This window comes from Microvirga alba (assembly GCF_015694465.1).
Lineage (GTDB): Bacteria > Pseudomonadota > Alphaproteobacteria > Rhizobiales > Beijerinckiaceae > Microvirga > Microvirga alba.
Map to the genome: position 1 here is coordinate 167,217 of NZ_JADQDO010000002.1, position 13,889 is coordinate 181,105.

The 13,889-nt window shown below is 64.2% G+C and carries 11 protein-coding genes; 8 read left to right on the forward strand and 3 right to left on the reverse strand.

All coding sequences use genetic code 11. From position 1 onward, the window contains the following. The first annotated feature begins 84 nt into the window (after positions 1–84). The 5 genes from ptsP (at position 85) to I2H38_RS05155 (ending at position 6,161) form a co-directional block, all read left to right on the forward strand. Positions 85–2,352: a phosphoenolpyruvate--protein phosphotransferase gene (gene ptsP / locus I2H38_RS05135; RefSeq protein WP_196270757.1), complete on the forward strand. Its 2,268-nt coding sequence runs from the start codon at positions 85–87 to the stop codon at positions 2,350–2,352. After that, positions 2,352–3,440, forward strand: coding sequence for a peptide chain release factor 1 (prfA, locus tag I2H38_RS05140; protein ID WP_196270758.1), 1,089 nt, complete (start codon positions 2,352–2,354; stop codon positions 3,438–3,440). Before ptsP ends, prfA begins: the two co-directional genes overlap by 1 nt. Continuing rightward, positions 3,437–3,850, forward strand: a complete 414-nt coding sequence (fosX, locus tag I2H38_RS05145; RefSeq protein WP_196270759.1) for a FosX/FosE/FosI family fosfomycin resistance hydrolase — start codon at positions 3,437–3,439, stop codon at positions 3,848–3,850. The genes prfA and fosX overlap by 4 nt, the downstream gene beginning before the upstream one ends. After that, complete coding sequence (gene prmC / locus I2H38_RS05150; RefSeq protein ID WP_196270760.1) at positions 3,847–4,707, forward strand: peptide chain release factor N(5)-glutamine methyltransferase; 861 nt, start codon at positions 3,847–3,849, stop codon at positions 4,705–4,707. Before fosX ends, prmC begins: the two co-directional genes overlap by 4 nt. 377 nt (positions 4,708–5,084) lie before the next feature. Further along, the gene (locus I2H38_RS05155; protein ID WP_229426563.1) at positions 5,085–6,161 is read left to right on the forward strand and encodes a DUF4167 domain-containing protein; all 1,077 of its coding nucleotides are present in this window, start codon (positions 5,085–5,087) and stop codon (positions 6,159–6,161) included. 50 nt (positions 6,162–6,211) lie between these two features. Here the strand turns inward: I2H38_RS05155 and I2H38_RS05160 are convergent, their stop codons facing one another. Then, a complete protein-coding gene (locus tag I2H38_RS05160) occupies positions 6,212–7,012 on the reverse strand; it encodes an MOSC domain-containing protein (RefSeq protein WP_196270762.1) in 801 nt (266 codons plus the stop codon). A 45-nt stretch (positions 7,013–7,057) separates the two neighbouring features. Continuing rightward, a complete protein-coding gene (locus I2H38_RS05165; protein WP_196270763.1) occupies positions 7,058–7,378 on the reverse strand; it encodes a hypothetical protein in 321 nt (106 codons plus the stop codon). Positions 7,379–7,557: 179 nt separating this feature from the next. On the opposite strand from I2H38_RS05165, the gene clpB reads away from it, so the two are divergent. Both clpB and I2H38_RS05175 read left to right on the forward strand, forming a co-directional pair. After that, positions 7,558–10,182 (forward strand): ATP-dependent chaperone ClpB, encoded by a 2,625-nt coding sequence (gene clpB, locus I2H38_RS05170; protein WP_196270764.1) that lies wholly within the window; start codon positions 7,558–7,560, stop codon positions 10,180–10,182. A 145-nt stretch (positions 10,183–10,327) separates the two neighbouring features. After that, on the forward strand, positions 10,328–10,492 hold the full coding sequence (locus I2H38_RS05175; protein ID WP_196270765.1) for a hypothetical protein: 165 nt from the start codon (positions 10,328–10,330) through the stop codon (positions 10,490–10,492). Between the two features lie 102 nt (positions 10,493–10,594). Here I2H38_RS05175 and I2H38_RS05180 read toward each other — a convergent pair whose 3' ends face one another. After that, positions 10,595–11,458, reverse strand: a complete 864-nt coding sequence (locus I2H38_RS05180; RefSeq protein WP_196270766.1) for a DMT family transporter — start codon at positions 11,456–11,458, stop codon at positions 10,595–10,597. A gap of 532 nt (positions 11,459–11,990) precedes the next feature. Here I2H38_RS05180 and I2H38_RS05185 point away from each other — a divergent pair. Further along, a complete protein-coding gene (locus I2H38_RS05185) occupies positions 11,991–13,733 on the forward strand; it encodes a calcium-binding protein (RefSeq protein WP_196270767.1) in 1,743 nt (580 codons plus the stop codon). Positions 13,734–13,889: the final 156 nt, after the last annotated feature.

Consider the following 13,889-nt stretch of genomic DNA (forward strand, 5'->3'; position numbering starts at 1 on the left):
GACGGCTCGTCGGTGAGGCTGCGACAACTCTAGGACAGCCGCCGGTTGACTCGTCGGCTTTATTAAGGACGGGACACGAAGCTCATGCCAAGCGCTCCCGGCGGTCCGCGCCTTCTGCTGCGCCGCCTCCGCGAGATCATGGCGGAGCCGGTCGGAGCGCAGGATCGCCTCGACAAAATCGTGATCCAGATCGCCGCCAACATGGTGGCCGAGGTGTGCTCCGTCTACGTCATGCGCGGCGACGGCGTCCTTGAGCTGTTCGCAACCGAGGGTTTGAACCGGGAAGCGGTCCACCATACCGTCATGCGTTCCGGCGAAGGCCTCGTGGGCCTGATCGCATCGACCGCGGAGCCCCTCGCCCTCTCGGACGCCCAGAGCCACCCGGCCTTCTCCTACAAGCCGGAGACGGGCGAGGAGATATACCACGCCTTCCTTGGCGTGCCTCTCTTGCGCGCGGGCAATACCCTGGGGGTCCTGGTCGTTCAGAACCGCACCTACCGGGTCTACGCGGAAGAGGAAATCGAGGCGCTCCAGACCACCGCGATGGTGCTGGCGGAGCTGATCGCCACGGGCGAATTACAAGCGCTCGCCCCCGTCGAGACCGGAATTGCGCTTCGCCGCCCGTTCCACCAGAAGGGCACCGCCCTCGCCGACGGCGTCGGCCTCGGCCATGTGGTGCTTCACGAACCTCGCGTGGTCGTGAAGAACCTCATCGCCGAGAATGTCGAATCGGAATTGCACCGGCTTGATGACGCGATCGCCGAAGTGCGCACCTCCATCGACGAGCTGATCGAACGAGGCGACGTGGCCCATCACGGCGAGCACCGGGAGGTTTTGGAGACCTTCCGCATGTTCGCCCACGACCAGGGCTGGCTGCGCCGCATGCGCGAAGCCGTCACCTCGGGCCTCACCGCCGAGGCCGCCGTGGAGCGGGTGCAGTCGGATAACCGGGCGCGGATGATGCGCCAGACCGACCCTTACTTGCGCGAGCGCCTGCACGATCTCGACGATCTCGCCAACCGTCTGCTGCATCGGCTGGTGGGTCGCGACCTCGTGGTGGAGCGGGGGTTGCTGCCCGAAAACGCGATTCTCGTCGCCCGGTCCATGGGCCCGGCGGCGCTCCTCGATTACGACCGCTCGCGTCTGCGCGGCCTCGTGCTCGAGGAGGGCGGCCCGACGAGCCATATCGCCATCGTCGCCCGGGCGCTGGGCATCCCCGCCGTGGGCGAGGTGGCGAACATCGCCTCCCTCACCGAGCAGGGCGACGCCATCATCGTCGACGGCGCGGCGGGCGAGGTGCAGGTGCGCCCGAGCCCGGACGTGGAAGCGGCCTATGCCGAAAAGGCGCGCCTTCGGGCACGGCGTCAGGAGCAATATCTCAAGCTGCGCGACGTGCCCTCCGTCACCAAGGACGGGGTCGAGGTGACGCTCCAGCTCAATGCGGGCCTGCTGGTCGACCTGCCGCATCTCGGGGAGACGGGGGCCGCCGGCGTCGGGCTGTTCCGTACCGAACTGCAATTCATGATCGCCGAGCGCATGCCGACGGCGACCGAGCAGCAATCCCTCTACAGCGCGGTCTTCGCGGCGGCGGGCGATCTGCCCATTACCTTCCGCACCCTCGATATCGGCGGCGACAAGGTTCTGCCTTACATGCAGGCCGTCGAGGAGGAGAATCCGGCTCTCGGTTGGCGTGCCATCCGCATCGGCCTCGACCGTCCCGGCCTCTTGCGCGCGCAGATTCGCGCGCTTCTGAAGGCGGCGGGTGAGCGGCCCCTGAAGATCATGTTCCCCATGGTCGCCACCTGCGACGAGTTTTTCCGCGCCAAGGAACTGGTCCAGCGGGAACGCAACCACCTCTCCCGCCACGGGCACGCCCATCCCTCCGATCTGAAGCTCGGGGTGATGCTGGAGGTCCCCTCCCTCCTGTTCCAGCTCAAGGAAATCTGCGCCAGCGCCGATTTCGTCTCCGTGGGTTCCAACGACCTGATGCAGTTCCTCTTCGCCATCGACCGGGAAAACCGGCGCGTGGCCGACCGTTTCGACCCCCTGAGCGCTCCGATGCTGCGGGCGCTGAGCCTTGTCGCGGAGCAGGCTAACGCCTCCAACTGCCTCGCAACCGTTTGCGGCGAGATCGGCGGGCGTCCGCTCGAAGCCATGGCCTTGATCGGGCTCGGCTTCCGCTCGCTCTCCATGTCCCCGGCCTCGATCGGCCCGGTCAAGGCGATGCTGCTGGCCCTTGACGCGGAGAAGGTCGGCGCCTTTATCAGGGAGGAGCTGGAACATGCCGGGGGCGGCGATAGCTTGCGCCCGAAGCTCGCCCGTTTTGCGGAAACCCATGGTATTCCGATCTGATGTCGATTGCCCCGCCTTCTGAACGACTGAACGCCATTCTCGCCCGCCATGACATCATCACGGCGACCCTGAACGCTGGTCCGGACCCCGAGACCTTCGTCGCCCTGTCGCGGGAATTGTCGGAACTCGACGACGTGGTAGGGGCGATTCGTGCCTATCACGCCATGGAAGAGAATCTGAACGGCCTGCAGGCCCTTCTGGACGATCCCGCGACCGATTCCGAAATGCGCGCGCTCGTCGCCGACGAGCTGCCCCAGGCGCGTGAAGAGGTGGAGAAGGCAGCGCAGGACCTGCGCCTCATTCTCCTGCCCAAGGACGAAGCGGACGAGAAAAGCGCCATCCTCGAAATCCGCGCCGGTACCGGCGGCGACGAGGCGGCCCTCTTCGCCGGCGACCTGTTTCGCATGTATGCCCGCTACGCCGACCTGAAGGGTTGGAAGGTCGAGATCGTCTCCGAGAGCGAGGGGACGGCGGGCGGCTACAAGGAAATCGTTGCCGAGGTCAAAGGACGGGGTGTCTTCGCCCGCCTGAAATTCGAGAGCGGCGTGCACCGGGTCCAGCGCGTGCCGAACACCGAAACGCAAGGGCGAATCCACACGTCCGCCGCCACGGTCGCCGTGCTACCGGAAGCGCAGGATGTCGATATCGCGATCAACGACGCGGATCTGAAGATCGACACCATGCGCGCCCAAGGCGCGGGCGGTCAGCACGTCAACAAGACCGAATCGGCGATCCGCATCACCCATATTCCGACCGGTACGGTGGTCTTCGTGCAGGACGAGCGATCCCAGCACAAGAACCGCGCCCGCGCGCTCGCCCTGCTGCGCGCGCGGCTCTACGACGCCGAGCGCAGCGCCAAGGACGCGGCTCGCGCCGCGGACCGCAAGTCCCAGGTCGGCTCCGGTGATCGCTCCGAGCGCATCCGCACCTATAACTTTCCGCAAGGAAGGGTGACCGACCACCGGATCAACCTGACCCTGTACAAACTCGAAGAGGTCATGAGCGGCAACGCCCTCGACGAGTTGATCGACGCCCTTGTGACCGAGCATCAGGCAGCCCAGCTCGCGGCACAGGACGAGGCGGCATGATCGAGGCTTTGAGCCACATCACCCTGATCACCAGCGACCTCGCCCGCATGAGCACGATCATTGAGCAGGTGCTCGACGGCCGCGAGGTCTACGCCTCCGGGGACGACACTTTTTCCCTGTCGCGCGAAAAATTCTTCATCGTCGGCGGCCATTGGGTCGCGATCATGGAGGGCGAGAGCCTCCCCAATCGAACCTACAACCACATCGCCTTCAAGATCGCCGCCACGGATGTCGACGTGTACCGCGCGCGGATCGAAAAACTCGGCCTGACCCTCCGGGAATCCCGCCCCCGGGTCGAAGGCGAGGGCCATTCGCTCTATTTCTACGACCACGACAACCATTTGTTCGAGCTGCATACGGGTACGCTGGAAGAGCGGCTGGAACGCTATCGGCGGGGCAAGGCGGCTTGAGCGACCCGCTCGCCACCCGTGACCAGGCGCTTCGGCAGTTGCGCCGCACCCTGACCGACGCCGGTTTCGAGAACGCGGCGCTCGATGCGCGGCTGCTCGTGCTGGCGGCGCTCGACATTTCGGCGACGAATCTGATCACGCGCCCCGATACCCTCCTGACGGAGGAGCAGGCGGGCAAGATCGCGGCCTACACGAGCCGCCGCCTCGCCCACGAGCCCGTGGCACGGATCATCGGGGAGCGCGAATTCTGGGGCCTGCCCTTCACCTTGTCGGACGACACGCTCGTGCCCCGGCCGGACACGGAAACCGTGGTGGAAACGGCGCTTCAGCTCCTCCCCGACCATCAGGCCGCGTTGACCATCGCCGATCTCGGCACCGGATCAGGCTGTATCCTCACGGCCCTCCTCTATGAATTGCCCCGGGCCAGGGGGATCGGAGTCGACCGCTCCTTCAACGCGGCCCGCACGGCGCGGTCCAATGCGGAGCGCAATGGCGTCGGGGAGCGGTCGCTGATCGCCGTCTCCGACTGGGCCAGCGCGCTCGCCGGGCGATTCGACCTCGTCGTCTCCAACCCGCCCTACATCGCCTCGTCGGTCGTCCTGGGGCTCGACCGGGAGGTGCGGGACTACGACCCGGCTCTCGCCCTCGACGGCGGGACTGACGGGCTCGATGCCTACCGGGTCATCCTCGCCGATGCCGCGCGCCTGTTGAAGCCCGGCGGCCTGCTGGTGCTGGAAATCGGCTATGATCAGGCAGACGCGTTGCAGCGTTTGGCCGCGGATCGCGCCCTTGACGTCCTGAGGATCGTGCACGATCTCTCCGGTAATCCGCGTTGCGTCGCCCTTAAACGGACATGATCACAGGGGATAACTTCTCTTCGCCCCATAGGGAAAAGGCTGAAATATCGCTTGTTGGACCGAGCGGAACCAGCTAGATTCAAATCAGAGATCGTCCTCGGTCTAAACAAATCGGTAGTCCCCGTTTGAGGGAGCATGCCGGAAGACCAAACGATATCAATCGCGCAGGCAGGGGCTTTTTGAACAGCTGAGCGCGATCATCTGAACCCGACACTGAAGGATGGCCAGGCCTTTCAAAAGCTATGGCTGAACGACAGACGGTTGCCACGCGAACGGTGGGCGATAAGCCCGTTCGGTGAACATTGGCTTGCATCGCGTGGGCTTTAAAGAACCAGCGAGGGTCGTAGACCAGAATGAGACCAGGACAGAACAGGCGTATGCGCGGTCGCAGCCGCAACAACAATAACAAGGGTCCGAACCCTCTGACCCGGAGTTATGAGTCGAACGGTCCGGACGTGAAAATCCGGGGCACCGCTCAGCATATCGCCGAGAAATACAGCCAGCTTGCCCGCGACGCTCAGGCGAGCGGCGACCCCGTGGCGGCGGAGAACTATTTCCAGCACGCCGAGCACTATTTCCGCATCATCGCCGCGGCCCAAGAGCAGCTGCGCGAGCAATACGGTTATCAGCAGCGGCCCTTCGACGAGGACGGCGACGACGAGGGCTTTGCCCAGGGCGAGCGCCAGGGCTTCGGCGGCGACGACAACGATTTCGGCTCCCAGCCGCAGCCCTACGAGGCGCGCCAGGATGGTGAGCGTTCGTCTCGCTTCGACCGTGGCGACCGCCAGGAGCGCGGTGACCGCGGAGATCGGCCTGAGCGTGGCGAACGCGGTGATCGGCCTGAACGTGGGGAGCGCCCCGAACGCGGTGAACGCCAGGATCGTCGCGAGCGCTTCCAGCGTGATCGCGGCCCCCGTCAGGATTTCCAGCGCGACGACCAGCCCTATGAGCGCGCTGAACGTGGCGATCGCCCCGAACGCGGGGATCGGCCCGAGCGCGGAGACCGCCCCGAACGCGCGGATCGTCCCGAACGTGGAGAACGCACCGAACGGGCGGATCGTCCCGAGCGTGGCGACCGTCCCGAGCGTGCGGATCGCCCCGAGCGTGGAGAACGCCCCGAGCGTGCGGATCGCCCCGAGCGTGGAGAACGCCCCGAGCGTGCGGATCGCCCCGAGCGTGCCGGCCGCGGCGATTTTCGTCGGGACCGTCGCCGCGATGAGGGTGAAGTCGCCGATACCGCTGGCCTGCCGGCGTTCCTGACCAACCCGGTTCGCACCCCGGCCCCGGTCGAGATCGAGGAAAAGGCTCCGGCTCCGGCACCTCAGGAAGCGGCGACCGATGAGGCTGAGGTTCGCCCTCGCCGCCGTCGGCGCACCCGCCAGGAAATGGAGGAAGCGGCCCGCGCAAAGGCTGGCTTCGCGGCGGATGACGTCAAGACGCCGGCCGCCGAATAAGGCCGGAAGCGTCTGCGAAAACACGAAGGGAGAGCATCGCTCTCCCTTTTTTATTGCTTGCCCGATGATGCGAGGGCGAGGGCCGCTTGTTCGGGCGCGAAACTGTCGCCTTCGGCGATCCGGCCGCCCGACAGAACCTCGGCATAGACGCCGCAATCCACATGGCCGAACGCCTGCATCAGGCCTTTCGGGATTTGCATGTCTCGCAGGCCGGTGGCGGGATCGACATTGGTCGCGGCGCACCTCTCGATTCGCTTGGTGATCCTCAGCCGCACGCCTGAGGGCGTCGCCAGAACCTTGTCGACGAGGTCGAATTCCTGCCAGGGCGCGAGACCTTCCACATGAAGGTTGCCCCGGAAACGTAAGGGATCAACGGGCGCGCCTAGCGCGTTTTCCAGCGCCTGCACGCTGGCGAGGTTGATGATAGAGACGAAGCCGCGCCGCGAATCCGTGAACCGCAACCCGTCTGGGGCGGTTAGAATTTTCAGCGCGCCGCGCAATGCCTTCGGCATGAAGCGGCGGATGAAGGCTTCGATGGCAAGACGCCCCTCCCCGGTCGAGAGGTCGCCGCGCGCCACCTCTCGCCCGCCTTCCTCGATCACCAGCGTCGTCGTCTCATCGAGATAGCGGGTTTTCAGCCGGGCCAGGTCCGCATGGCGCATCAGCACCAAAAACTTGTCCTTGGGCTGGTGGACCGGATTTTCCGGATCGAACCCAGACGGGCCGTTCTCGATGGCGAAAACGCGGTCGCCGGGAAAATGGTGGCCAGCCTTCAGCTCGGCGGAGGAAAGGGGTTCAGGCGAGAGGCTCTTGACCGGGTAGCGGTGGAGCGCGGCGATGCGGATGTTCATGCCACATTGTTAGAATCGTCGCCCGCGCTGGGCAAGAACGGGCGTCTATTCCTTCGCGCGGGAGAGCACATCCTCATCGGAGCCCGGGGGTCGCTCTTCCCCTTCCGGCCAGACCGGAACGATCCCGCTTTTCGGAATCGTACCCGTCCCCGTCGAATCGCCGTCATCGCGCTCGATCTCGAAGGCCTCGCGGCTCTGTTCGAGGTCCTCTTCGAGCTTCGCCTTTTCGGTCGTGTCTCCAAAGGTCTCCGGCGTCACTGAGGGGCCGCGTTCCGCCGGACTTTCGGGCACGGCCATGCCGAGGGCGTCGTTGCGGGCCAGGTCGGCGCGGGCCTTTTCGGCTTCCGATCGCGGGTCGCGTGCCATGCTGATCTCCGTTATCGATCGAAGGGTCAATGTCAGCGAGCCAAGGCGGTTCCTCCCCCTTGTTGTGACCGATTGGCTCCACCAACTAAGGTTCAGCGGATGCCTCATACGAGGGTCCGGCATCGCAGGGTATGTTTGCGCCTCATGTGAGGGCGGGCGAACCCGAGAAGGGATGAGACATGAATTTCGAAAAATACACCGAGCGCGCCCGTGGTTTCGTGCAGGCCGCGCAGAACCTCGCCATGCGGGAAGGCCACCCGCAATTGGCTCCCGGCCATCTTTTGAAGGTGCTGCTCGACGACCCTGAGGGTCTTTGCGCCGGTCTGATCGACCGCGCCGGCGGCCGCTCCCGCGAGGCTCACGCCGCGGTCGAGCAATGGCTCGCCAAACAGCCGAAAGTGTCCGGCGCCGCGGCCCAGCCGCAGGCGACGCGCGAACTGATGCGCTTTTTCGATTCTGCCGAAAGCGCCGCTGAAAAGGCGGGCGATTCCTTCGTCACCGTCGAGCGGATGCTGCTCGCGCTTGCCGTCGACAAGGACTCGGAAGCGGGAAAAATCCTCGCGCAGGCCGGTGTCACGCCGCAATCGCTCAACGCCGCAATCAATGCGCTGCGCAAGGGCCGCACCGCCGACAACGCGACGGCGGAAAACGCCTATGATGCGCTGAAGAAATACGCCCGCGACCTTACGGAAGCGGCCCGCGAGGGCAAACTCGACCCCGTGATCGGCCGCGACGAGGAAATCCGCCGCACGATCCAGGTTCTGTCGCGGCGCACGAAGAACAACCCCGTGCTTATCGGCGAACCCGGCGTCGGCAAGACCGCCATCGTCGAAGGGCTCGCCTTGCGCATCGTCGATGGCGACGTGCCCGAAAGCTTGAAGGACAAGCAATTGCTTGCCCTCGACATGGGCTCGCTGATCGCGGGCGCGAAATATCGCGGCGAGTTCGAGGAGCGCCTGAAGGCCGTGCTCAACGAAGTCACGGCGGCGGAAGGCGGCATCATCCTCTTCATCGACGAGATGCACACCCTTGTCGGCGCGGGCAAAGCCGACGGCGCGATGGATGCCTCGAACCTCCTGAAACCCGCTCTCGCCCGTGGCGAGTTGCACTGCGTCGGCGCGACCACGCTCGATGAGTACCGCAAGCATGTGGAGAAGGACGCGGCGCTCGCCCGCAGATTCCAGCCGGTTTTCGTCAGTGAGCCTACCGTGGAAGACACGGTGTCGATCCTGCGCGGCTTGAAGGAGAAGTACGAGCAGCATCACGGCGTGCGCATCACCGATAGCGCGCTTGTCGCGGCGGCGACCTTGTCGAACCGCTACATCACCGACCGCTTCCTGCCGGACAAGGCCATCGACCTCGTGGACGAGGCCTCGTCGCGCCTGCGCATGCAGGTGGATTCGAAGCCGGAGGAACTCGATTCCATCGATCGCGAGATCGTGCGCCTGAAGATCGAGGCGGAGGCTCTGAAGAAAGAGACCGACGCCGCTTCCAAGGACCGGCTTCAGCGGCTCGAAAAGGAACTCGCCGATCTGGAGGAGCGCTCGGACGCCATCACCACGCGCTGGAAATCCGAGAAGGACAAGCTCGGCCGCGCCGCCGCGCTGAAGAAGAAGCTCGAGGATGCGCGCAACGAACTCGCCTCCGCCCAGCGTCAGGGGCAGTACCAGCGCGCGGGCGAACTGGCCTACGGCATCATTCCGCAACTGGAGAAGGAACTCGCCGAGACCGAAGGCGCGGAAAACGGTTCCGGCCTGATGGAAGAGGCGGTGACGCCCGACCACGTGGCGCAGGTCGTCTCCCGCTGGACCGGCGTGCCCGTCGACAAGATGCTCGAAGGCGAGCGCGAGAAGCTGCTCCACATGGAGGAGGAACTGGCTAAGCGCGTCGTCGGCCAGCGCGAAGCGGTGGAGGCGGTCTCGACCGCCGTGCGCCGCGCCCGCGCGGGCCTGCAGGACCCGAACCGCCCGATGGGTTCGTTCATGTTCCTCGGCCCCACGGGAGTCGGCAAGACCGAGCTGACGAAGGCTCTCGCGGGCTTCCTGTTCGATGACGACAACGCGCTCGTGCGCATCGACATGTCGGAATACATGGAGAAGCATTCGGTCGCCCGCCTCATCGGCGCGCCTCCGGGCTATGTGGGCTATGAGGAAGGCGGCGCGCTCACCGAAGCGGTCCGCCGCAGGCCCTATCAGGTGGTGCTCTTCGACGAGATCGAAAAGGCGCATCCGGACGTGTTCAACGTGCTTTTGCAAGTGCTCGACGACGGACGCCTCACGGACGGCCAGGGCCGCACCGTGGACTTCCGCAACACGCTCATCATCATGACCTCCAATCTCGGCTCGGAATATCTCGTGGCCCAGCACGAGGGCGAGGATTCGGACGCGGTGCGCGGCGAGGTCATGGCGGTGGTGCGCTCGCATTTCCGGCCGGAATTCCTCAACCGCGTGGACGAGATCATCCTGTTCCACCGGCTGAAACGGTCGGAAATGGGTGCGATCGTCGACATCCAGCTCAAGCGGCTGCAGAAGCTCTTGGACGAACGCAAGATCACCCTGGAGGTCGATGTACAAGCGCGCGACTGGCTCGCCGACAAGGGCTACGACCCGGCCTATGGCGCGCGGCCCTTGAAGCGCGTGATCCAGAAGAACGTCCAGGACTCGCTGGCGGAACTCATCCTCTCCGGCGAGGTCAAGGACGGCGAGACCGTGTCCGTTCATCTTGGCCCCATGGGCCTGATGATCGGCGAGGTCACCGTCGGCAAGACCGCGGAGGCTGCTCCCGAAGGGGTGCGGTTGAATTAAATCTTTGACGCTCCCGGCGGCTCGGGATCGCGCGCTTTGCCGCGACCCGCGCCGCCTCTTTTGCCAGCCTTTCGGGGATCGAAGCTTCACCCGAGGCGTTTCTTTCCAAAGGGGGCGCGCGTTGGGCCCCGTCAGGAGAGATTGTATGAAGAATAAGCAACAAAATCAGACCGATTCACGCCAGAAGAACAATGCCAGGGATAAAAAACTGCCGGCGAACTCGAAGGAGGCTTTGGATCGCAGACTTGATGAAGCCTCTGAGGAATCCTTTCCCGCCAGCGACCCCGTTTCCGTGAAAATCACCAAATAATTCCGATCTTTCCCAAGAGCCCCAGCGCCTCGCGCCTGGGGCTTTTTTTCGCCGCGACTAGAGCTTGGCGAACAACCGGTTTCCACTTGTTCTGGCCATGCTCTAGCCCCGGCTCGCGACCGCGACGCCGAGCGCGGCGCAGGCCATTCCGGCGATCTGGATCAGGCTCAGGGTCTCGCCGAAAATGGCGAAAGCCATCAGCGCCGCAACCGGCGGAACGAGGTAAAGCAGCGTCGCGACGCCGACGACTGCACCTTGGCGGATGAGAAAAAGAAGCAAGCCGATCGCACCGATGGAGAGGCCAAGCACCGCCCAGGCGAGCGCTCCCAGAAGCGGCCACGTGAGGTCCATCCGCCCCTGCTCCGTCAGAAGCATGATCGGCAGGGTGACCGCGGCAGCCCCCAGATATTGAATGACCGCGTTGACGCGCAGATCGAGCGCGCCGCCGGTGCGCTTCTGCCAGATCGTGCCGAACGTGATCGAGAACATGGCGAGAAAGGCAACCCCAAGCGCGGCAGGCGGGACTTCGCCGCCCAGTTTCGGCAGCAGGACCAGCGACGCGCCGAGAAAGCCGATGCCGATCCCCGCCCAACGACGGCCCGTCACCTGCTCCCCTAGCAAGGGCCCGGCCAAGAGCCCCGTGACGAGCGGCTGCAGCCCTGCCACCAGCGCGGCGATCCCCGCCGGTAATCCGTTCTTCACGGCCCAGAAGACCCCGCCGAGATAGAACCCATGGAGCAGAACCCCGGCGATCAAGCCGTTGCGCCAGTCGCGCGCGCTCCTGGGCCAGGACGCGCCACCGGCAATCGCGACCCCGGCCAGCACCACGACGGCGAGGACATAGCGCACGAAGAGAAACGTCAGCGGTTCGGCGTAAGGCGGGATCACGCGCGCAACGATGAAGCCCGTGGCCCAGATGACGACGAACAGGGGCGGCGCGAGACCGGCAAGAAGATTTGCGTTCATGAGAAATCTGGCGAGGACGGCCCTGCGGCCTTGGGGAAAGGATCTCGGACTCGAGAGCCTGAGGTTATGCGCTCCAGGTTTCTCCTGTCGATTGCAAAGTGCCGCCGGGCAACAGATCGCGCCCTCGGGTTGCCCTGTCCCACCGGCCGAAATCAGCCAATGCCCTCATTCGTCAAGGCATGTGCGCTGCAGCACTTGTCTTTTCGCAATGGCGCAACATTATTTTGATGCAACACCCCTTCAGGATGCCTGCAAGGGGTGTTAAACGTTACGTAATAATATATGGGCATAACTGATTCGGACTTTGTCCGGACATTCGAGGTTGCTCTGGGTCGCTGGATGGCACGGCTTCAGACGTTCAGCGCAGAATAACTTCTCATGTGCCCGTATTTTTACAATTCCGCGATCCATCCGACTGAACTTGCCGGATCGCATAACAGATCTGTTGCGACCAGATAATCAAACCTGATCCCGATCTGCACATAACGACGCAACTGCCTTTGCATATGCAAAGCAATACCTGAGGACTACGATGACAACACGTTCGCTTAAGATTTCTTCTGCTTTCGCAGACCTGGTTGAAGTGACCCAGAAGGCGACTGAGGCCGGACAGGACCATGTCGGCACTGCCGCCCAATTCGACATTATCTCCTATGAGGATGCACCGGCGACAGCGACCACGCCCAAGATCCTGGGCCTTGTGGCCAGCCTCGACAACGCGTTTGCCGGGATCCAGACCGGTTGGGCCAAGGACGCAACCTATGACTCGATCGAGGGGCTCACGGGCTCGGCATTTGCCGACACGCTTATCGGCAACGCATCCGACAACATGTTGATCGGTGGCAAGGGCAGCGACATCCTCATCGGCGGCCTCGGTGCCGACACGCTCAATGGATCTGACGGCGACCCGCTGGACATCGACGTCGCCTCCTACCGGAATGCGACGGCTGCCGTCGAAGTCTATCTCGGCAATGCGGCCGCCAATAAAGGCGAGGCTGCTGGCGATAAGTTCATCTCGATCGAGGGCATCGAGGGCTCGCGCTTCAACGACCTTCTCGTGGGCGATGCGGGGAAGAACTCGATCTCGGGCGGCGCCGGCGACGACACCATCATCGGCGGGGCCGGAGGGGACACGCTCGATGGCGGCGACGGCATCGACACGCTCTCCTTCGTCACGGCCACCGCCGGCGTCCAGGCCAGCCTCCTGGCGGGTGGCGGCGATGGCAGCAACGGCGTCGATTCCGTCGGCGACAAGTACTCCAACTTCGAGAACATGATCGGCTCCGCTTACGCCGACTTCCTGACGGGTGACAGCAAGGATAACCTCATCCAGGCCGGCGCGGGCAACGACGGCCTTTACGCGGGCGCAGGCAACGATACGCTGGATGGCGGCACGGGTGCCGACAACATGCAGGGTCAGGCCGGTAACGACACCTATATGGTCGATGACCTCGGTGACGTGGTTATCGAGGCCGCCGGCAACGGCTATGACACCGTCATCACCAGCATCTCCCTCGTCTTGAGCGGCGCTGAAATCGAGGTTCTGAAGGCGGTTGCGGGAACGGCTCCGTTAAGCCTGACGGCCAACAGCTACAACAACCTCATCATCGGCAACGACGCGGGGAACATCATCGACGGCAAAGGCGGCGCCGATACGATGGAAGGCGGCAACGGCAACGACATCTATTATGTCGACAATGCCGGTGACCGGGTTCTCGAAACCGCCAAGGGCGGTTCGGACGACAAGGTGTTCACCAGCGTCAGCTACACCCTGGACGCCTATGTCGAACATCTGACCGCCGCGGGCTCCTCTGCGATTAAGCTGACCGGCAACGAACTCAACAACACGCTGCTCGGCAATTCCGGCGCCAACACCATCAACGGCGGCGCCGGCGACGACACCATCTATGGTGGTCTCGGCAAGGACGCACTGGCAGGCGGCGCGGGCAAGGATGTCTTCGTCTTCGACACGAAGGCATCGAGCGCGAACGTGGACAAGATCACCGACTTCAACGTGAAGGACGACTCGATCTACCTGGACAACGCGATCTTCAGGAAGCTCGGCAAGGGCGTTTTCGAAAGCCCGGGCAAGCTCAACAAGAAGTTCTTCACTGTTGGCAGCCAGGCCAAGGACAAGGACGATTACGTCATCTACGACAAGAAGGCGGGCGTTCTTTATTACGATGCGGACGGCAACGGCGCCGGCAAGGCCGTGGCCATCGCCACGCTCTCCAAGAATCTCAAGATGACCGCTGCCGATTTCTTCGTGATCTGATCGGCGGTCGCGCTAAAGCGACGTGGAAAAGGCCTCCTTCGGGAGGCCTTTTTTGTCGCCTGCCGACATCCGCTGCGGCCCAAATTTCAGAGGCGCGCGAAACCTCTGCAAGAGGTATGGTTCACAAAAGGGGAAACCGGGACGGCCTCACACGTG